The organism is Enterobacter sp. C4G1 (assembly GCF_052886895.1).
In genome coordinates, this window is the sequence record NZ_JBQVVV010000001.1 from 954575 (window position 1) to 974703 (window position 20129).

The 20129-nt window shown below is 53.8% G+C and carries 16 protein-coding genes and 1 riboswitch; of the genes, 5 read left to right on the forward strand and 11 right to left on the reverse strand.

Annotated elements, in window-relative coordinates; all coding sequences use genetic code 11:
* Positions 1-367: 367 nt before the first annotated feature.
* Both murI and btuB read right to left on the reverse strand, forming a co-directional pair.
* Positions 368-1219: a glutamate racemase gene (murI, locus tag ACT9TW_RS04605; protein WP_446491768.1), complete on the reverse strand. Its 852-nt coding sequence runs from the start codon at positions 1217-1219 to the stop codon at positions 368-370.
* Entirely contained in the window at positions 1164-3017 is a 1854-nt protein-coding gene (btuB, locus tag ACT9TW_RS04610) for a TonB-dependent vitamin B12 receptor BtuB (protein ID WP_446491769.1), read from the reverse strand. The genes murI and btuB overlap by 56 nt, the downstream gene beginning before the upstream one ends.
* Before the next feature lie 66 nt (positions 3018-3083).
* Positions 3084-3259: riboswitch (cobalamin riboswitch) on the reverse strand.
* 104 nt (positions 3260-3363) lie between these two features.
* On the opposite strand from btuB, the gene trmA reads away from it, so the two are divergent.
* Entirely contained in the window at positions 3364-4464 is a 1101-nt protein-coding gene (trmA, locus tag ACT9TW_RS04615; protein WP_166718489.1) for a tRNA (uridine(54)-C5)-methyltransferase TrmA, read from the forward strand.
* A 51-nt stretch (positions 4465-4515) separates the two neighbouring features.
* Here the strand turns inward: trmA and ACT9TW_RS04620 are convergent, their stop codons facing one another.
* Together ACT9TW_RS04620 and fabR are read right to left on the reverse strand one after the other, a co-directional pair.
* Complete coding sequence (locus ACT9TW_RS04620; protein ID WP_446491770.1) at positions 4516-4875, reverse strand: YijD family membrane protein; 360 nt, start codon at positions 4873-4875, stop codon at positions 4516-4518.
* A 10-nt stretch (positions 4876-4885) separates the two neighbouring features.
* A complete protein-coding gene (fabR, locus tag ACT9TW_RS04625; protein WP_014072319.1) occupies positions 4886-5524 on the reverse strand; it encodes an HTH-type transcriptional repressor FabR in 639 nt (212 codons plus the stop codon).
* A gap of 196 nt (positions 5525-5720) precedes the next feature.
* On the opposite strand from fabR, the gene sthA reads away from it, so the two are divergent.
* Positions 5721-7121 carry a Si-specific NAD(P)(+) transhydrogenase gene (sthA, locus tag ACT9TW_RS04630; protein WP_315687317.1) on the forward strand — a complete coding sequence of 467 codons (1401 nt, stop codon included), beginning with the start codon at positions 5721-5723 and terminating at the stop codon, positions 7119-7121.
* Here sthA and oxyR read toward each other — a convergent pair.
* The 4 genes from oxyR to argC form a co-directional block, all read right to left on the reverse strand.
* Entirely contained in the window at positions 7095-8021 is a 927-nt protein-coding gene (oxyR, locus tag ACT9TW_RS04635; protein WP_446491771.1) for a DNA-binding transcriptional regulator OxyR, read from the reverse strand. The genes sthA and oxyR overlap by 27 nt on opposite strands.
* Positions 8022-8327: 306 nt before the next feature.
* The gene (gene argH, locus ACT9TW_RS04640) at positions 8328-9701 is read right to left on the reverse strand and encodes an argininosuccinate lyase (protein WP_182062975.1); all 1374 of its coding nucleotides are present in this window, start codon (positions 9699-9701) and stop codon (positions 8328-8330) included.
* 77 nt (positions 9702-9778) lie between these two features.
* On the reverse strand, positions 9779-10555 hold the full coding sequence (gene argB / locus ACT9TW_RS04645; RefSeq protein WP_182062976.1) for an acetylglutamate kinase: 777 nt from the start codon (positions 10553-10555) through the stop codon (positions 9779-9781).
* Positions 10556-10561: 6 nt separating this feature from the next.
* On the reverse strand, positions 10562-11566 hold the full coding sequence (gene argC / locus ACT9TW_RS04650) for an N-acetyl-gamma-glutamyl-phosphate reductase (protein ID WP_182062977.1): 1005 nt from the start codon (positions 11564-11566) through the stop codon (positions 10562-10564).
* A gap of 88 nt (positions 11567-11654) precedes the next feature.
* Here argC and argE point away from each other — a divergent pair, with 88 nt between their 5' ends.
* From argE to ACT9TW_RS04665, 3 genes are all read left to right on the forward strand, one after another.
* Positions 11655-12806, forward strand: coding sequence for an acetylornithine deacetylase (argE, locus tag ACT9TW_RS04655; RefSeq protein WP_182062978.1), 1152 nt, complete (start codon positions 11655-11657; stop codon positions 12804-12806).
* A gap of 246 nt (positions 12807-13052) precedes the next feature.
* Positions 13053-15704, forward strand: a complete 2652-nt coding sequence (gene ppc / locus ACT9TW_RS04660; protein ID WP_182062979.1) for a phosphoenolpyruvate carboxylase — start codon at positions 13053-13055, stop codon at positions 15702-15704.
* A 52-nt stretch (positions 15705-15756) separates the two neighbouring features.
* Entirely contained in the window at positions 15757-16605 is an 849-nt protein-coding gene (locus ACT9TW_RS04665; RefSeq protein WP_315687324.1) for a helix-turn-helix transcriptional regulator, read from the forward strand.
* Here the strand turns inward: ACT9TW_RS04665 and ACT9TW_RS04670 are convergent.
* From ACT9TW_RS04670 to ACT9TW_RS04680, 3 genes are read right to left on the reverse strand one after another with little or no spacing between them, the layout of a single operon-like run.
* Entirely contained in the window at positions 16592-16939 is a 348-nt protein-coding gene (locus tag ACT9TW_RS04670; protein WP_446492677.1) for a PTS fructose-like transporter subunit IIB, read from the reverse strand. The genes ACT9TW_RS04665 and ACT9TW_RS04670 overlap by 14 nt on opposite strands.
* An 11-nt stretch (positions 16940-16950) precedes the next feature.
* Positions 16951-17826: a [formate-C-acetyltransferase]-activating enzyme gene (locus tag ACT9TW_RS04675; RefSeq protein WP_446491772.1), complete on the reverse strand. Its 876-nt coding sequence runs from the start codon at positions 17824-17826 to the stop codon at positions 16951-16953.
* Entirely contained in the window at positions 17792-20086 is a 2295-nt protein-coding gene (locus ACT9TW_RS04680; RefSeq protein ID WP_446491773.1) for a formate C-acetyltransferase, read from the reverse strand. The genes ACT9TW_RS04675 and ACT9TW_RS04680 overlap by 35 nt, the downstream gene beginning before the upstream one ends.
* Positions 20087-20129: the final 43 nt, after the last annotated feature.

Genomic DNA, 20129 nt, shown 5'->3' on the forward strand with positions numbered 1-20129 from the left:
AATTAAACTTCGTAATGAATTACGTATGTTCACTCAGAGACTTGGTATTCATTTTTCGTCTTGCGACGTTAAGAATCCATGTCACTTTGAGTGCCCACACAGATTGTCTGATAAATTGTTAAAGAGCAGTTGCAACGTGGCTTTCAGCTCACCGTTGCGAGGTCCCGTATATTACGTTTTCCTCATTCAGAGTCAAGCGTTTATTTTCACTTTTCTCTGTTGGCGTTCATCTCTGAACCCCGCTAACCCGGCGGCTTGTAAGCCGTTGTTCCGTGTCAGTGGAGGCGCATTATAGGGAGTTCTCAGACGTTGACAACCCCTCTTTTGAAAAAAACTTTCAACCGTCTCTTTTTTGCTCAAAACCGTGCTACAACGCTAGTTTTTCGAGCGTTTCAAAGCCGTAACGATGTAAAACGGGTAAAAGTTGTTCAGTCTCTTTTGTTATCGCCATACAAAAAGCGATATTGGCATCAGTAGATTTTGCATCTGGCGCTTCATGTTCAAGCAGCCAGGCAGTACGACGCGCAATTGCCGCACCGGAATCCACCAGCCGGGTCCCCTCTGGCAGAACCGCCAGAAGCTCTTCCTGTAAAAGAGGGAAATGGGTACATCCCAGAACAACGGTGTCCGGCGGCTCCGGCATCCGCAGCCACGGACGCAAAATGCGGCGCAGCTCTTCCAGTGGAACTGCGTGTCCATGCAACTTTGCTTCCGCCATTTCGACAAGCTCCGCAGATCCGAGCATCGCAATCTGGCATTCATTAGCAAAGCGGTCGATCAGCTCACGCGTATAAGGACGCTTCACCGTGCCACGCGTGGCCAGCAACCCGACAATCCCATTCGCCGTCAGACGTGCGGCCGGTTTAATCGCAGGCACAACACCCACCACCGGGAACGGAAACTTTTCGCGTAATGCGGGAAGGGATACCGTACTCGCCGTATTGCAGGCGATAACGGCCAGCGCCAGAGGATAGCGCTTTTGCACGGCAGTCACGATTTCAAGGACACGCTCAACAATGAACTCTTCGCTCTTTTCTCCATAAGGGAAAGCGACGTTATCGAAAGCATAGATGTAATGGAGATTCGGCAGGAGATGCCGAATCTCATCATAGACCGAAAGCCCACCTACGCCGGAATCAAACACCAGCACGGTGGGACGCGGATCAGAAGGTGTAGCTGCCAGACAAGGTGTATTCCCGTCCTGCAGTTTGGTAGCCATAAACTGTCTCGTAATCTTTATCGAACAGGTTGGCTATTTTACCACGAACTGTAAGGTGAGAGGTGACAGGATATGAAACTGCGACATCCCACAAACTTACACCGCCCATTTTCACACGTTCTGACGCATAGGTATTTGGATCGATAGCAACGTCATAGCGGGTTCCCAGATAACGGTACGCAACGTTCCAGTCGAGGTCCCACACCTGCCAGTCCAGCTGATACTTAACCTGCTGCTTAGAGCGGCGAGCCAGTACTTCGTTGGTTTTCGCATTACGTGGATCAACATAATCGTAAGAAATCTGATGACCTACCGGGCCGGTGTCGAACTGCGCCGTGGCTTCCACGCCTTTAATGCGTGCTTCGTCAACGTTGTAGTAACGATACGTATGCGGATCGCTGCTTATCAGATTATCAATGTCATTGCGATAGCCGGTAACACGCCAGTTTACCGGCCCCGTCAGGCCTTCAAAGCCACCTTCCCACTGCTTACTCTCCTCCGGTTTAAGGTCCGGATTTCCGTAAGAAGCACTGTGGATCTGACTCATGGTCGGTGCTTTAAATGCTGTGCCGTAAGAGGCAATCACGCGATAACCATCCACAAACTCCCACGCAGCGCTGGTTTGCCAAGTTCCGTGGTTGCCAAAGTTGGAGTTATCATCATTACGCGCTGCGGCTTCAAGCGTCACGCTATTGAACTGCTGCATCGCAGACAAGAACACGCCAGTATTGCGCTGCTCGTAGCCTTTATCCAGATAGCCCGTGCCCGCCTGGGTTTTCTGCTTCTGCCAGTCCAGACCCGCGCCGATATTCCCGTGACCAACTTCAACGGTGTTCAGCCACTGCGTCGTGTACTGCTTCACGTCGTCCATAGTTGCAGAATCAGCGTAACGCCCTTTTTTCGGGTCATAGTTCTGATCTTTACTGCGGCCGTAACCTGCCACCAGCTGCGACTGGAAAATTCCCTGGTTATAACGCAGGCCAGTATCCCAGTTTTGACTGTAGAGCTGGCGGGTGTCCGGGCGACCGTCAACCATAAAGTTTGCATCGTAGTGATCGTAGCCGTCATACGCCGTGCGGTTGTCGTAACCAAAACCACGGAAAAAACCGCTTACGCTGTCGGTAATTTGCTGCTCCACAGAGCCGTACAGTGACTTACTCATAAAACCGTCACGATCCGGCTGGCGCGGAGCATCTTTTGCACCGATATCAAAACCGCGGGTATAGGTATAGTTACCCGCCATGGTGATTTTGGTTTTATCCAGCACCTGCTGGAAAGAGCCATCATAGGTCTGGTAACCCTTAGACCCCACCCCCGCAGAAATTTCTGCCCCCGGTTTATCGCGCCCGGTGATGATGTTGATAACACCGCCAATCGCGTCGGAGCCATACAGCGCCGAACGAGGGCCACGGATGTACTCAATGCGCTGAATCAGCGAAGTCGGGATCTGGCTGAGGTCAGGAACGTTGCTGATACCTGCATTATTCAGAGGGACACCATCGATCAGCACCAGAACATGACGGGATTCGGTCCCGCGTATAAAGGTAGAAGAGGTCGCGCCCATACCACCGCTTTGCGCGATATCCACGCCTGGCAGTCGTGACATGATTTCCACCACACTCTTTGCCTGCCAGCGATCAATATCTTCACGCGTCACAACAGATGTCGGAGCCAGAACGGTTTTTACCGGTTGCTCAAAACGGTTTGCAGTCACCACCAACGAGTCTGTGCCATCCTGCGCCCAGCCCGAAAATGCCGTGACGGAAAGCGCCGTCAACAGCGATACTTTTTTATTCATTGTAAAAGCATCCACAATATAAGAAGGATGCCGCAGGCCCCATCTATAGCACGCGATGATGAAACCAAATGCGACGTGTTACCGGCAGGTCTTCGGGCTAGGTGGCGTTTAATGGATGAAGACTTCCCGTTCTCACAGTGTCTACAACTCTCATCCCGCCAGTCTTTACCGCTGCGCGTCAGCTCCAGATTTACACTGGATTCCCTTTTCACTCTCAGGAGACCGGAAACAGAATGCTACAATTAGACACGTATAGATGTCCAGATAGCTATTAGCCATTAAATCTGGACATCCCCTGAACAATGCCTACAATCCCCGCGTAATTCTTTATCACTCAGGACGCATCATGACCCCCGAACACCTCCCGACAGAACAGTACGACGCGCAGCTGGCAGAGAAAGTTGTCCGCCTGCAAAGTATGATGACGCCTTTCAACGCGCCCGTTCCAGAGGTGTTCCGTTCCCCAGTCAGCCATTACCGGATGCGTGCAGAATTTCGCATCTGGCACGATGGGGACGACCTGTACCACATCATTTTCGATCAGCAGACAAAATCCCGTATCCGCGTAGACAGTTTTCCGGCGGCGAGCGAGCTGATTAACCAACTGATGACCCTCATTATGGACGGCGTGCGCAGCAACCCGGTGCTACGCAACAAGCTGTTCCAGATTGACTACCTGACCACGCAAAGCAACCAGGCGATTGTCTCCCTGCTGTATCACAAAGCACTGAACGACGAGTGGCGCGAGCAGGCAGAAGCCCTGCGCGATGCCCTGCGCGCGCAGAATATCAATGTTCACCTGATTGGCCGTGCCACCAAAACCAAAATCATGCTGGACCAGGATTACATCGACGAGCGTCTGCCGGTGGCGGGTAAAGAGATGATTTACCGCCAGGTAGAAAACAGCTTCACCCAGCCAAACGCCGCGATGAACGTGCAGATGCTGGAGTGGGCGCTGAAGGCGACAGAAGGGTCAACGGGCGATCTGCTTGAGTTGTACTGTGGTAACGGCAACTTCTCGCTGGCGCTGGCGCGTAACTTTGAGCGCGTGCTGGCAACTGAAATCGCTAAACCGTCGGTCGCGGCCGCCCAGTACAACATTGCAGCCAACCATATCGATAACGTTCAGATCATTCGTATGGCGGCAGAAGAGTTTACGCAGGCGATGAACGGCGTGCGTGAGTTCAATCGATTACAGGGTATCGACCTGAAGAGTTACCAGTGTGAGACGATTTTTGTCGATCCACCGCGCAGTGGGCTGGACAGCGAAACTGAGAAGATGGTGCAGGCGTACCCGCGTATTTTGTATATCTCCTGCAACCCGGAAACCCTGTGCAAGAATCTGGAAACACTAAGCCAGACGCACAACGTTGAACGTCTGGCTCTGTTCGATCAATTCCCGTATACGCACCACATGGAGTGCGGTGTATTGCTTACCGCGAAGTAATCTGTATGCCGGATGGCGCTGCGCTTATCCGGCATACAACCCCCAATTCACTTACTCCGGCAGCTCGTGCTTACGACCACGCATCCGCGAGCCAATCCAGAATACCAGCGCCACTGACAGCACCGCCGGCAGGAAGTTTGAGCCGATATCCGGGTACTCTGCGCGTACCACAGTGCTGTACAACAACACGCCTAAAATAAAGCAGGCTGCAGCAAGCCCCGGCAACCCCACAGGCATCGTGCGATTCAGATAGCGTTGATGCAGACAATACACTGTCAGCACCATTGCAATTAACGGGAAAATTGAGAATGGTACGATAGAGCTGAAAACAGCCGAAAACGTGCCATTAATTGATAAGCCAGCGATCAATGCCAGCAACAACGTACCTTTATCCTGACCTGACTGTTTCATTACTCACCCTTCACTCATCGGTTTGATGTGCCAACTTTTCTTGTTCACGGCGATACCAGTAATATGCCCCTTTGGAGATCATCCTGAGTTGCAATACCAGTCGCTCTTCGAGCTGCTTGCGCTGTTCAACGCTCACATCCAGTGCTTCGGCACCCGCACTAAAGACAATGGTCACCATCGCCTCGGCCTGCGCTTCAGTGAATGCACGCGGCATATGGTTTTCGAGTTCAAGATAGTCGGCAAGTTCCGCAATGAAGTGCTGAATTTCACGCGCGACCGCGGCACGAAATGCGGCCGATGTCCCGGAACGTTCACGCAACAGCAGGCGAAATGCGTTGGGGTTATTGCCGATGAACTCCATAAAGGTCGATACGGACGTGCGAATAACACTACCGCCTTTTGCGATACGCTGACGTGCCTGGCGCATCAGCTGGCGCAGCATCAGACCACTTTCGTCGACCATGGTCAGGCCCAGTTCATCCACATCACGGAAATGACGATAGAAGGACGTTGGCGCAATCCCGGCCTCACGTGCTACTTCACGCAGGCTCAAACTGGCAAAACTTCGCTCAGCACTCAGCTGACTGAATGCGGCTTCCACCAGCGAACGCCGGGTTTTCTCTTTTTGTTGTGCTCTTACGCCCATCACGATAGTTGAATCCTTCCAAAGGCCTGATGGCACTATACCAGAGAATAAAATTAATCTGTTTGCCTGGCTTTGTGAATGATTGTTTACGCGCGGTTTGTGCTCCACTGCCGGAAAAAAGCACAACGATAATTGGGTTACTCTGGCAATGATGTTATGATTCTGTTGCTTTTATGTATAAGAACAGGTAAGCCTTGCCATGCCACATTCCTACGATTACGACGCAATAGTTATTGGTTCCGGCCCCGGCGGCGAAGGTGCTGCTATGGGTCTGGTGAAACAGGGAGCCAGAGTAGCGGTCATTGAGCGCTACCATAATGTCGGCGGCGGTTGCACCCACTGGGGCACCATCCCTTCCAAAGCCCTCCGCCATGCCGTTAGCCGTATTATTGAATTTAACCAGAACCCTCTTTACAGCGACCACTCCCGACTTCTTCGTTCTTCCTTTGCCGACATCCTGAATCATGCGGATACCGTCATTAACCAGCAGACACGTATGCGTCAGGGATTTTATGAGCGTAACCACTGCGAAATTTTGCAGGGCAACGCGCATTTTGTCGATGAGCACACCCTGGCACTCGAATGCCATGACGGTTCGGTTGAAACCATCACCGCCGAAAAATTCGTGATTGCCTGCGGCTCGCGCCCGTACCATCCGGCCGATGTCGACTTCTCGCACCCACGTATCTACGACAGCGACTCCATCCTCAGCCTGCACCACGAACCACGCCATGTGATTATCTATGGCGCAGGAGTGATTGGCTGCGAATATGCGTCGATCTTCCGGGGTATGGAGGTCAAAGTTGACCTGATTAACACTCGCGATCGCCTGCTGGCCTTCCTCGACCAGGAGATGTCAGATTCCCTCTCGTATCATTTCTGGAACAGCGGTGTGGTGATTCGCCACAACGAAGAGTACGAGAAAATCGAAGGCTGCGATGACGGTGTGATCATGCATCTGAAATCCGGCAAGAAACTGAAAGCCGACTGCCTGCTGTATGCCAACGGCCGTACCGGAAATACCGATTCGCTGGCGCTGGAAAACATCGGGCTTGAAACCGACAGCCGTGGCCAGCTGAAGGTCAACAGCATGTACCAGACCGCGCTGCCGCACGTTTACGCGGTGGGTGATGTGATTGGTTATCCAAGCCTCGCGTCAGCGGCCTACGATCAGGGGCGCATCGCGGCTCAGGCGCTGGTGAAAGGCGAAGCTACCGCACATCTGATTGAAGATATTCCGACAGGGATTTACACCATCCCGGAAATTAGCTCCGTCGGGAAAACCGAACAGCAACTGACGTCCATGAAAGTGCCTTACGAGGTGGGACGTGCCCAGTTTAAACATCTGGCGCGGGCGCAAATCGTGGGAATGAGTGTGGGAACGCTGAAGATTTTGTTCCATCGCGAGACGAAAGAGATCCTCGGTATTCACTGCTTTGGTGAACGCGCGGCGGAAATCATTCATATCGGCCAGGCGATAATGGAGCAAAAAGGTGGTGGTAACACCATCGAGTACTTCGTTAACACCACCTTTAACTACCCGACCATGGCGGAAGCCTATCGGGTAGCGGCACTAAACGGTCTGAACCGTCTGTTTTAACGCGCTGTCAAAATGGCCATCCATGGAACTACGGATGGCCTCTGCCAGCTGCTCATAGCGGCTGCGCAGTGGCGAGCCCGGGCGATAAACCAGGCCAATGGTACGACGCGGCTCTGGTTTAATGCACGGCAGATAGACCACACCATCACGTTTACGCTCGTGCGGAACAGCCAGCGCAGGCAGCAGCGTGATACCGCTTCCCGCCGCCACCATGTTACGCAGCGTTTCCAGACTGGTTGCGCGGAAATGGGTATCTTCATCCGCACCGGCCTCAAAACAGAAGCCCATCGCCTGATCGCGCAGACAGTGGCCATCTTCCAGCATCAGCAACTTTTCACCGGCCAGATCGGCCATCGGCACGCGATCGCGGTTCGCCCACGGATGATCTTCATAGATAGCCAGCATCATCGGCTCATCAAACAGCGGCACCTCAATAAAGGCTTCACTCTCTTTGACCAGCGCCAGAATAGCGCAATCGAGCTTACCGCTATCTAACTGCGCCAGCAGCTGATGGGTTTGCGCTTCATGCAGATACATTTCGAGTTTCGGGAATGTCTGGTGCAGCATCGGTATGATCTGCGGTAACAGGTACGGGCCAACGGTTGGGATCAGGCCAATATGCAGTGGGCCCGACATCGCTTCCCCCTGCTGGCTTGCCATTTCCTTGAGCACTTTGACCTCGCGCAGCACGGTGCGCGCCTGATCCACCAGCAGAAGACCTGCCTGGGTGAACAGAACCTTACGACTGGTGCGCTCCAGCAGCATTACGCCCAGCTCATCCTCCAGCTTGCGGATTTGACCGCTCAGCGTGGGCTGGCTCACGTGGCAGGAATCTGCCGCGCGGCGAAAATGACGGTGCTCGGCTAACGCTACCAGGTATTCAAGATCACGAATATTCATTATTCATCCTCCGTCGCCACGATAGTTCGTGGCGATAGATAGCATAGCAACGAACGATTATCCCTATCAAGCATTCTGTTGAATAATACACCACATAGACAGGGCGGCACATGTTTGACCCAAAACGACCCCGCCACCGTCTGACGAGTTTCTCTCAAAACTCGAACAACTAAAGCCAACGTGAACTTTTGCGGACCCCGTGGTCCGCATTTTTTTTGCGTAAAAAAGCCCGGCGCTAAGCCAGGCTCTGTTTTTCTCCCTCTCCCTGTGGGAGAGGGCCGGGGTGAGGGCATCAGCCCGCACGGTTCAAACCAACCGGCTCTTCGCATCCGCGATCGCCTGCGCGACCTGCTTAGGCGATACACCGCCTTTCGCCGCACGCTTATCCAGGCAAGACTGCAACGCCAGAATCGGATAAACATCATCCCCGATAACCGCACTGAATTTTTGCAGGTCGGTAAGCGTCAGCTCTTCCAGAGGTTTACCCTGACGAATCGCTTCCACTACCGCTTCACCCACAATATGGTGCGCTTCACGGAACGGAACACCTTTCGCCACCAGATAGTCAGCCAGTTCGGTGGAGTTAGCGTAACCCTGCTGTGCAGCTTCCTGACAACGTGGGCGTTTCACCTGAATACCATCCAGCACCAGTGCGCCCATATGCAGGCAATCCAGCCAGGTGTCGAGCGCGTCGAACAGCCCTTCTTTGTCTTCCTGCATATCTTTGTTATACGCCAGCGGCAGCCCTTTCAGGGTCATCATCATGCCAGTCAGCGCACCCTGCACACGGCCACACTTACCGCGGATAAGCTCCAGCGCATCCGGGTTTTTCTTCTGTGGCATCAGGGAAGAGCCAGAGGTCACACGGTCAGAAAGCTCAACAAAGCCAGCTTCACCGGAGTTGAAGAAGATCAAATCTTCTGCGAAACGCGACAGGTGAACCATCCCGATAGAGGCATTGGACAGCAGCTCCAGCACGTGATCGCGGTCAGACACGCTGTCCAAGCTGTTACGGGTGGCAGAAGCAAAGCCCAGCCAGCCTGCCAGCTGTTCACGGTCAATTTCATACGCTGTACCCGCCAGCGCACCGCTACCCAGCGGACTCACGTCCAGACGCTTCAGGGTATCCTGAAGACGGCTTTCATCACGTGCCAGCATTTCTACATAGGCCAGGCTCCAGTGAGCAAACGTCACCGGCTGGGCACGTTGCAGGTGGGTGTAACCCGGCATAACCGCATCCTGGTTGTTCTGCGCGGTTTCCACCAGTGCAGCCTGTAACTGACGGTTTGCCGCCAGCAGTTCAACTACGGTGTCTTTGCACCACAGCTTCAGATCGGTTGCGACCTGGTCGTTACGGCTACGACCGGTGTGCAGCTTTTTACCCAGCTGACCGACTTTATCGATAAGCTTACCTTCCACCCAGCTATGGATATCTTCGGCATCGCTTTTCAGGATCTGCTGCGGGTCAAGACGCACCTCTTCCAGCAGGTTGTTCAGCGCTTCTTCCAGCTGCTGTTGCTCATCTGCGGTCAGCACACCTACGGTAACCAGTGCTTTGGACCAGGCCACAGAGCCGACGATATCTTGTTCGGCCAGGCGGTAGTCGAAGCGCAAAGAGTCGTTAAACTGTTTGAACCGTTGATCCGCTGCCTGTGTAAAACGCCCACCCCAAAGTGCCATAACATGCTTCCTTAATATCTTTGAATTTCATTGCCCGGTGGCGCTGCGCTTACCGGGCCTACAAAACAATAAATCGATTACGCCAGAATACGCGTGCCAATCGGTGTGCCGTTAAACAGCGCCGGGAGTTGCTCCGCGTGACGCCAGGAGGCGATATCTACCGGGCGGCCAAGCGTGCGGGCAGCATCCAGCGCTGCGTTCACTTTCACGATCATGCCGTCGGTAATAATGCCCTGCGCAATCAGCTGCTCGGCTTTCGCCGCCGTCATTTCCGCAATACGCTGGCCTTTACCGTCCAGAATACCGCTCACGTCAGAGAGCAGAATCAGGTCAGCACCCAGCGTTGCCGCCAGTGCGGTTGCCGCCTGGTCTGCATTCACGTTCATTAGCTCACCCTCTTCGGTGACACCGATTGAGCTTACCACCGGCAGGAAACCGCCCTCCAGCAGCGTGTTAATCAGCTTAGGCGAACCTGGCTGCGCCAGTCCAACATGTCCGAGCTCTTCGTCGAGCGGGGTCACTTTTACGCTATCGCCATCGCCCAGATAGAGGCCAACAGAGGCGATATGGTGTTTCTTCGCCCATGCCAGCAGCGTTTTGTTCGCCGTACCCGCCAGCGCACCGGTAATGATGCCAATCTGATCGGCAGGCGTTACGCGCAGGCCATTTTTCTTTTTCACTGGCAGGTTGAGCCCTTTCATCAGCTCATCCACCACGCAGCCGCCGCCGTGGACAATCACCAGCGGGCGTTGGTGTGATTCACGATAGTTAACCAGTGCGGTAAAAAGACGCTCCAGCGCTTCTTCGCTGTCCAGCAGTACACCACCGAGCTTGATAATTAATGGGTTCATCATCACACCTTAAATAAGAGACTGCGTTTCAGCGAAGCCAAAACGAATGTTTGCGCACTGCATTGCCTGGGCGGCAGCGCCTTTGAGTAAGTTATCTTCTGCGGCGACCACAATCAGGTGTTCGCCCTGCACGGCAAAGCCGATATCGCAGAACGGCAGACCGACCACATTTTTCAGCGCCGGGACACCTTTTTCATACAGACGCACCAGGGGTTTATCAGCATATGCCTGAGTAAAGACCTCGCCCACCTGTTCTTTGGTCACACCCGGTTTCAGGCGGCAGGTAATGGTTTCGAGGATCCCACGCGGGAAGCTGCCCAGGTGCGGGGTAAAAATCACATCCGCGCCCAGATGGGTGGTGATTTCAGGGTGATGACGGTGATTAAACACGCCGTAAGGCTGGAGGCTCACTTCGCAGAAGCTATTGGAAATTGCCGCCTTGCGTCCAGCACCGCTCACGCCACTGGTGGCGTTGATCACCGGCCACTGATTCAGATCCAGCAAACCTGCGTCGATCAAGGGCTTAAGTGAAAGCTGCGCCGCCGTTGGGTAGCAACCCGGCACGGCAATCAAATCTGCTTCTTTCAGTTTGTCCGCGCTCCACTCCGCCAGGCCATATACCGCTTTTTCAAGCAGATCCGGGTGCTGATGGGTGAAACCGTAATATTTCTCGTAGAACGCGCCATCGTTAACGCGAAACGCGCCAGAAAGGTCGAACACCACACAACCGGCCGCCAGGAATTGCGGTACCAGGTCGTGGCTGACTTCGTGCGCTGTGGCTAAAAACACCACGTCGACACCGTCGGTGAACTCGGTGATGTCAGACATCGGCTGCAAAGGCAGATCAACGATGCCCTTAAGTTGTGGATGCAAATCAGAAATTAACTTTCCTGCATCATTGCTTTGCGCTGACACGGTCAAAGCGGTTATGGTCATATGTGGATGGCGATTCACGTAGCTTACAAGCTCTGCGCCCGCATAACCGCTAGCGCCTACAATCAGCGTATTCAACATCAGGTTCCTTTATGCTCAACGTTAATGTATTTTTATTCACATTTATTGCATGAATATTGATACTATCACGACCTAAGGTGTGTCAACAATGAAAATGAACTTACCGCCATTTATCGAGATTTACCGCGCCCTGATCGCCACACCGTCCATCAGTGCAACCGAAGAAGCGCTGGATCAGAGCAATGAGTCTTTAATCAATCTTCTGGCGGGTTGGTTTAGCGATCTTGGGTTTAACGTTGAGGTTCAGCCTGTCCCCGGAACACGTCATAAATTTAACCTGCTGGCCAGTACCGGAACCGGCGCGGGTGGGCTGCTGCTGGCAGGCCATACTGACACCGTTCCGTTTGACGACGGCCGCTGGACACGCGACCCGTTCACCCTGACCGAACACGACAACAAACTCTACGGTCTGGGCACCGCCGACATGAAAGGTTTCTTCGCTTTTATCCTCGACGCGCTGCGTGACGTGGACGTGACGAAACTAAAAAAACCGCTCTATATCCTGGCGACCGCCGATGAAGAAACCAGCATGGCGGGCGCACGTTATTTCTCTGAAAATACCTCTATTCGCCCGGATTGCGCCATCATCGGCGAACCAACCTCTTTGCAGCCCATTCGTGCGCATAAAGGCCATATTTCTACAGCGGTGCGCGTACTGGGCCAGTCCGGCCACTCCAGCGATCCGGCTCGCGGCGTGAACGCCATTGAGCTGATGCACGATGCCATCGGTCACATCATGCAACTACGTGATTCCCTGAAAGAGCGCTATCACCATGATTCGTTCACCGTTCCTTACCCGACGCTGAACCTCGGTAGCCTGCACGGCGGGGATGCCTCGAACCGTATCTGCGCCTGTTGCGAACTGCATATGGATATCCGCCCGCTGCCAGGTATGACGCTGAGCGACCTGAACGGTTTACTGACAGAAGCCCTGGCACCGGTGAGCGAACGCTGGCCTGGTCGCCTGACAGTTTCCGATCTGCATCCGCCTATTCCGGGCTACGAGTGCCCGCCGGATCACCAGCTGGTCGAAGTGGTGGAAAAACTGCTCGGCGAGAAAACCGACGTGGTGAACTACTGCACCGAAGCGCCGTTTATTCAGACCCTGTGTCCAACACTGGTCCTCGGCCCTGGCTCCATCAACCAGGCCCACCAGCCGGATGAGTACCTGGAAACCCGCTTTATCAAACCAACCCGTGAACTGATTACCCAGGTTGTGCATCACTTCTGCTGGCATTAATGACCTTTCCCCTCTCGAATGAGAGGGGAAAATCTCGCGATCTTCGTCACATTCCCATAAGCATCACTTATCTGACGCGAAGCGAATTAAATTTCGTAAATTGCCCACATTTATTCGTTTGCTGAACCGTTTTCGCAGCAATTGACGACAGGGGTTTTACGTGGCTTTATAAAGGGAGATGACAAAATATTGTCCAAAAGATTTTCGATTGGGCATAAACAAAAATGATGGGGTGACTGGGTTTTTATGAACGAACAATATTCCGCGTTGCGTAGTAATGTCAGTATGCTCGGCAAGGTGCTGGGAGATACCATCAAGGATGCGTTGGGTGAGAACATTCTCGACCGCGTTGAGACAATCCGTAAGCTGTCTAAATCTTCCCGTGCAGGAAACGAGGCCAATCGTCAGGAGCTGCTTACCACCTTGCAGAACCTGTCTAACGATGAGCTGCTGCCTGTTGCACGCGCATTCAGCCAGTTCCTGAACCTGGCGAACACCGCTGAGCAATACCACAGCATTTCGCCAAAAGGCGAAGCGGCCAGCAACCCGGAAGTTATTGCCCGTACACTTCGTAAACTGAAAGACCAGCCAGACCTCAACGAAGCGACCATCAAAAAAGCGGTGGAGTCGCTCTCTCTGGAACTGGTACTGACTGCTCACCCAACCGAGATCACCCGTCGTACGCTTATCCACAAAATGGTGGAAGTGAACAACTGCCTGAAGCAGCTGGATAACAAAGACATCGCCGACTACGAACGTAACCAGCTGATGCGCCGTCTGCGCCAGCTGATTGCCCAGTCCTGGCACACTGACGAAATTCGTAAGAACCGCCCAAGCCCGGTCGATGAGGCCAAATGGGGCTTTGCGGTGGTGGAAAACAGCCTGTGGGAAGGTGTTCCTAACTACCTGCGCGAGCTGAACGAACAGCTGGAAGAAAACCTGGGCTACCGCCTGCCGGTGGATTTTGTGCCGGTGCGCTTCACTTCCTGGATGGGCGGTGACCGTGACGGTAACCCGAACGTGACCGCAGAGATCACCCGCCACGTCCTGCTGTTAAGCCGCTGGAAAGCCACCGACCTGTTCCTGAAAGATATTCAGGTGCTGATCTCTGAGCTGTCGATGGTTGAAGCGACACCAGAACTGCGCGAACTGGCCGGTGAAGAAGGTGCCAGCGAGCCGTATCGCTATCTGATGAAAAAGCTGCGTGGTCAGCTGATGGCAACTCAGGCCTGGCTGGAAGCGCGCCTCAAAGGCCAGCGCCTGCCGAAGCCGGAAGGCCTGCTGAGCCAGAACGAACAGCTCTGGGACCCGCTGTACGCCTGCTATAAATCTCTGCAAGCTTGCGGTATGGGCATCATCGCCAACGGTGAACTGCTCGACACCTTGCGCCGCGTGAAGTGTTTCGGCGTGCCGCTGGTACGTATCGATGTTCGTCAGGAAAGCACCCGCCACACTGAAGCGCTGGGTGAACTGACCCGCTATCTCGGTATTGGTGACTACGAAAGCTGGTCCGAAGCCGACAAACAAGCCTTCCTGATCCGCGAGCTGAATTCCAAACGTCCTCTGTTGCCACGCAACTGGGAACCCAGCAACGAAACCCGCGAAGTGCTCAACACCTGTAAAGCGATCGTTGATGCGCCGAAAGGATCGGTGGCGGCCTATGTGATCTCGATGGCGAAAACCCCGTCCGATGTGCTGGGTGTTCATCTCCTGCTGAAAGAAGCCGGTATCGACTACGCCCTGCCGGTGGCACCGCTATTTGAAACCCTGGATGACTTGAACAACGCCAACGATGTCATGACGCAGCTGCTGAACATCGACTGGTATCGCGGCTTTATTCAGGGCAAACAGATGGTGATGATTGGCTATTCCGACTCCGCAAAAGACGCGGGCGTAATGGCGGCATCCTGGGCTCAGTACCAGGCGCAAGACGCACTGATCAAGACCTGCGAGAAAGCCGGTATCGAACTGACCTTGTTCCACGGTCGTGGTGGTTCCATTGGCCGTGGCGGTGCGCCAGCTCATGCGGCACTGCTTTCTCAACCGCCGGGAAGCCTGAAAGGTGGCCTGCGTGTAACCGAACAGGGCGAGATGATCCGCTTCAAGTACGGTCTGCCGGAAGTGACTATCAGCAGCCTGTCGCTTTACACCAGCGCCATTCTGGAAGCCAACCTGCTTCCACCGCCAGAGCCGAAGGAGTCCTGGTGTCATATCATGGACGAGCTGTCAGATATCTCCTGCGATCTGTACCGCGGCTACGTGCGTGAAAACAAAGACTTCGTGCCTTACTTCCGTTCAGCGACACCTGAGCAGGAGCTGGGTAAACTGCCACTGGGTTCACGCCCGGCCAAACGTCGCCCTACCGGTGGCGTAGAGTCTCTGCGTGCTATCCCGTGGATCTTCGCCTGGACGCAAAACCGCCTGATGCTGCCAGCCTGGCTGGGTGCCGGTGCGGCGCTGCAAAAAGTGGTGGAAGATGGCAAGCAGAGCGAGCTGGAAGCCATGTGCCGCGACTGGCCGTTCTTCTCCACACGCCTTGGGATGCTGGAAATGGTCTTCTCCAAAGCCGACCTGTGGCTGGCGGAATACTACGATCAGCGTCTGGTGAAACCTGAGCTATGGGCGCTGGGTAAAGAGCTGCGCGAACTGCTGGAAGGCGACATCAAAGTGGTACTGGATATCGCCAACGACTCGCACCTGATGGCAGACCTGCCGTGGATTGCCGAGTCTATCCAGCTGCGTAATATCTACACCGACCCGCTGAACGTACTCCAGGCTGAGCTGCTGCACCGTTCCCGCCAGGCCGAAGAGGAAGGTAAAGAGCCTGATCCTCGCGTAGAGCAGGCGTTGATGGTGACAATTGCAGGCGTTGCGGCAGGGATGCGTAACACCGGCTAATGCTTGATGCCAGGCGGCGCCGCGCCGCCTGGCAAATTTCGGTATCCACACCATGCACCACGATATCACCCAGATCCTGACTAACCTGATTAACGGTGCATTACCGCTGGGTCAGGTGCATTTTTCAACCCAGGCATCCAGTGCACCAGAACTTGCCTTACAGGTCGATTTTCCACGTCTGGAGATTGTTCTTGAAGGGTCTGTTGAAGATTGCGCGGCCTCCGTTCTACAGCCACGTGATGTCCTCTACGTTCCGCCAGGAGGCTGGAATGACCCACACTGGCAAGAACCCGCGACAACGCTGAGCATTCTGTTTGGTAAACAACAACTTGGGTTTAGCCTTTTGCACTGGGACGGCGTGGAAATCCGCAATCTCGCGAAGCAACATGTTGCCCGCCGTGGCCCCCGGATTGGCTCCTTCCTGCTGCAAACACTCCATGAAATGCAAATGCAGCCGAACGAGCAACAAACAGCAAGACTGATTGTGGCTAGCCTGCTGAGTCACTGTATCGACCTGCTGGGCAGTCAGATCCAAACCGCCTCCCGCAGTCAGGCCCTGTTTGAAGCCATTCGTATTTATATTGATGAACATTACGCCGCACCACTCACCCGTGAATCGGTCGCCCAGGCGTTTTACATCTCACCCAATTATCTGTCGCATCTTTTTCAGAAAACAGGTGCAGTGGGCTTTAACGAATACCTGACACACACCCGGCTGGAGCACGCACGTCAGTTGTTGAAAGGGTATGATTTAAAAGTGAAAGAGGTGGCTCACGCCTGCGGCTTTGTCGACAGTAACTACTTTTGTCGGTTATTCCGTAAAAACACGGAGCGCTCGCCGTCAGAATATCGCCGCCAGTACCACAGCCAGCTCACCGGAAAAGCGGCTAGTCCAGAATGACCTGAGTGTGCTGCGGTGCTGATAACATTTTACGCACCGCAACCATGACCTTCTGCGGATCGCGCAGAAAAGCGTTAATCCCGCACTTCACATAGCGGGTATGTTCAAAACGTTCGCTTCCCGCCAGTTCAATATCAGTGATGAGTAACACGACATCTGCACGGCGAATATCGTCTTCCGTGAGCGTACTTTCCACGCCCAGAGCGCCCTGAGTCTCAATGTGAACGTTCCATTTTTCCTGCTGACATAACTTTTCCAGTCGTTCTGCGGCCATATAGGTATGTGCCACACCGCTGACACAGGCAGTCACCGCCACCAAATAACGCCCCGTTATCACTGTCACTCCTAACCTCCTACGGTGACCTGGAACCCTTCACGTTCAGCCATTTGACGCATCGACGCAACCTCATCCTCTGTCGGAAGAGTCACCTGCCGCATCCCCCACTCCTGCTCCAGCAGACGGTATTTTGGTTCTCCGTACTGATGGAAAGGTAGCAGGTGCAGTTGCCGTATCCCTGAAGGTATCAGAAACGCGAGCACCCGCGCCATGTTGGTGTCGTTGAGCGTATAGCCTGGAATAAGAGGTATACGGGGGATTACGTTCACACCCGCTGCCACCAGTTGTAAGAAGTTATCCAGGACTCTGGGCAAATTGATTGCCAGCGAGGCACGTGCCTGATCGGGATCCATCATCTTCAAATCAAACAGCACTTCATCGCACTGTCGGGCCAGAGGCAGTAATCGTGACAAAGGCGCATCACCTGCGGTTTCAATGGCGGTATGTACACCATAGCGACGCAGTCGCTGGAAAAAATGGGTCGCAAAAGAGGCCTGCATCAGAATTTCGCCACCGGAAAGCGTGACCCCACCGCCCGAAGAACGAAAGAAGACATCGTCCTTCATCACCTCATGTTCAAGCTCATCCAGGGTCACATCCCTGCCGATACGCTCAAACGCACCTGACGGGCACTCATCAGCATCACGCAGACAGGGGGCACAATGCAGACACTTACTTTCCCGGCGTACCGTCTCGATTTTCGGCGAGATTGATTCCGGATTAGCACACCAGGGGCAGCTGTGAGGGCAGCCTTTAAAAAAGACGACCGTGCGGATACCACGTCCGTCATTTAACGAGTAGCGCTGGATGTTGAAAATGCGCGCCATATCGGCGCGCGCTTCAACCACGTTACAACTGATGCGCTGTACGACGGATAATGTCATCCTGGATCTCCTTCGACAGCTCAACAAAGAAGGCGCTGTACCCAGCAACGCGTACTACCAGCCCGGCGAAATCCTGCGGGCGTGACTGCGCTTCTCGTAATGTATCCGCATTCACCACGTTGAACTGGACATGCTGTAGTTTTAGCTGGGTAAATGCGCGAAGAAAATCGACCAATTTTTGCAGCCCGGCATCCCCTTCCAGCGTCGCAGGGGTGAACTTCACGTTCAATAGCGTACCATTAGATAACAGATAGTTATCCAGCTTGCTCACCGATTTCAGTACCGCCGTTGGGCCTTGCATATCTTGCCCAAGCATCGGCGAAAGACCGCCATCTGCCAGTTGTTCACCGGCATAGCGGCCATCAGGTGTCGCGCCAACTACGGCTCCCAGTGGCACATGTGCCGATACGGTATAAGATCCCGGCGTGAACTGCCCACCGCGCGGATTCCGGTATTTTTCTACCTCTTTACAGTAGTGGCGCAGCAGTTGAGCGCTGATGTTATCGACATCATCGATATCATTACCGTATTTCTCGAAGCGATTGATCAGGCGGGCACGTACTTTTTCCCCTTCGGAGGTGGCGAAGTTAGCTTTTAACACTGCCAGAAGTTCATCAAAACTTAAGCGTTGCTGTTCAAAGACCAGTCCTTTCAGGGCATGAAGCGAATCGCTTAGATTCGCTATCCCGATCCCCTGAACACCAGAGAAGTTATAGCGCGCCCCCCCCTCAGTAATATCTTTTCCTTTATCCAGACAATCACTTATGAAGGAAGAGAGTAGCGGTACCGGCGCCCAGTCACGATGGCCAATATCACAGATATTGCTTCCCTCAACCATCAGCGCAATGTAGTGATTAATCTTCGCGCGAATGTGCTCAAGCAACCCCTCATAAGTCAGCTCGGTATTTCCCTCATTATCCTGCATGGCAATTTCCATTACTTTCAGCAGGTTAAACATGGCAATATCGTGCAGGCCATACGTTTTACCCGGAATCGACAACTCAACGCAGCCGACAACCGCGTAATCACGCGCATCTTCCAGCGACACTCCCCGATTCAAAAAGGCAGGAACAACAACTTCGTCGTTAAAAATCTGCGGAATACCGGTGCCCAGGCGGATTGTCTCGGCGGTTTTGAGCAGAAATGGCCTGTCGATAAGCTCATTCACCCGTACGCCAAGGTTCGGCTGCGGGAGCTGAATGCTCTGGTAGGCATCCAGACACAGGAAAGAAAGTACGTTAACGGCACTTCGCCCGTTTTCGGTCAGCCCGCCCAATAGCGCGGTATAGCCAGTCGGGAAACCAGCGAAATAGCGGGCACTACTGGTCGAACGTAAGAGCACCACGTCATTGCACTTCACCCACAGTGATTCCAGTAGTTCTTTAAGGAATGCAGGCTCTTCACCCTGCGAAAGTGATGCCTGATAAAACGGCAACATATACTGGTCAAAACGCCCGATTGAGAGGGAACTGGCGTTGGATTCGTACTGTAAAATGACGTTCATGTACCAGAATAGCTGACACGCTTGCCAGAAGGTTTGCGGCTTATGATGTGCGTTATGACGCGAGATTTCGGCAATCTTCAGTAATTCTTCACGCCGGGTGGTTTCACTGAGTTCTGCCGACTCCTCAGCCAGTAATGCATAACGCAAAATATGACGCTGGGACGCTTCAAGAAGGATCAGCGCCGCAGCATAGAAGGTGTTCCTGGTATCGCGGGTGCAGTGGTCACGCATTTCTGCCACCAGTGCATCCAGGCCGTTATTCAACAGGCGCGGGTAATCAATAATGATATGCCCCTGCCCTTTATCCGTCTGGTTAACGCTAAAAATCTGCGTCCCCACCGCGGCTTTAACCTCGTCCGTCATCTGGCTGTTGATAAAATCCTTCATCGACCGCTTTTCCCAGTAGGGATAGAGCAGATCCCGGTAGGTCTGCTTATCTTCATCACTGATGTCGAAGCGGTCCTGTGGCCGGGTAGCAAACTGATCCAGTTCCTGAAGGAGCCAGTAGGGATCCATCTCAGGCGACATAATACCTGCACGCGGTTTGACAGTACGGTTCCCGGTAATCAGTTCCTCATCACGAATCGCGATATTCACGTGGTCAAGAATGTACGCCGTGGCTTTCGCGCGCCTGATAATCGCTGGCTCACCTTCCGTCTGCTGATGGCTGGCAGTGTAGAGCAAAGCACGTTCTAGTGAGATTTCACGCGGGTTGGCAAAGAGTGCGTCTTTCAAACACTGGGTACGATTCGTCATGAGGGAACTCCTGTAACGGGAAACCAGCCCGCCCCAAAGGGCG

Bases quoted from the DNA above. Each gene is read 5' to 3' on its own strand.
- oxyR (WP_446491771.1), bottom strand. From the start codon at position 8,021: ATGAATATTCGTGATCTTGAATACCTGGTAGCGTTAGCCGAGCACCGT.
- sthA (WP_315687317.1), top strand. From the start codon at position 5,721: ATGCCACATTCCTACGATTACGACGCAATAGTTATTGGTTCCGGCCCC.
- ACT9TW_RS04620 (WP_446491770.1), bottom strand. From the start codon at position 4,875: ATGAAACAGTCAGGTCAGGATAAAGGTACGTTGTTGCTGGCATTGATC.
- ACT9TW_RS04680 (WP_446491773.1), bottom strand. From the start codon at position 20,086: ATGACGAATCGTACCCAGTGTTTGAAAGACGCACTCTTTGCCAACCCG.
- ACT9TW_RS04665 (WP_315687324.1), top strand. From the start codon at position 15,757: ATGCACCACGATATCACCCAGATCCTGACTAACCTGATTAACGGTGCA.
- argE (WP_182062978.1), top strand. From the start codon at position 11,655: ATGAAAATGAACTTACCGCCATTTATCGAGATTTACCGCGCCCTGATC.
- ppc (WP_182062979.1), top strand. From the start codon at position 13,053: ATGAACGAACAATATTCCGCGTTGCGTAGTAATGTCAGTATGCTCGGC.
- trmA (WP_166718489.1), top strand. From the start codon at position 3,364: ATGACCCCCGAACACCTCCCGACAGAACAGTACGACGCGCAGCTGGCA.
- ACT9TW_RS04675 (WP_446491772.1), bottom strand. From the start codon at position 17,826: ATGACATTATCCGTCGTACAGCGCATCAGTTGTAACGTGGTTGAAGCG.
- argB (WP_182062976.1), bottom strand. From the start codon at position 10,555: ATGATGAACCCATTAATTATCAAGCTCGGTGGTGTACTGCTGGACAGC.
- btuB (WP_446491769.1), bottom strand. From the start codon at position 3,017: ATGAATAAAAAAGTATCGCTGTTGACGGCGCTTTCCGTCACGGCATTT.
- argH (WP_182062975.1), bottom strand. From the start codon at position 9,701: ATGGCACTTTGGGGTGGGCGTTTTACACAGGCAGCGGATCAACGGTTC.
- argC (WP_182062977.1), bottom strand. From the start codon at position 11,566: ATGTTGAATACGCTGATTGTAGGCGCTAGCGGTTATGCGGGCGCAGAG.
- murI (WP_446491768.1), bottom strand. From the start codon at position 1,219: ATGGCTACCAAACTGCAGGACGGGAATACACCTTGTCTGGCAGCTACA.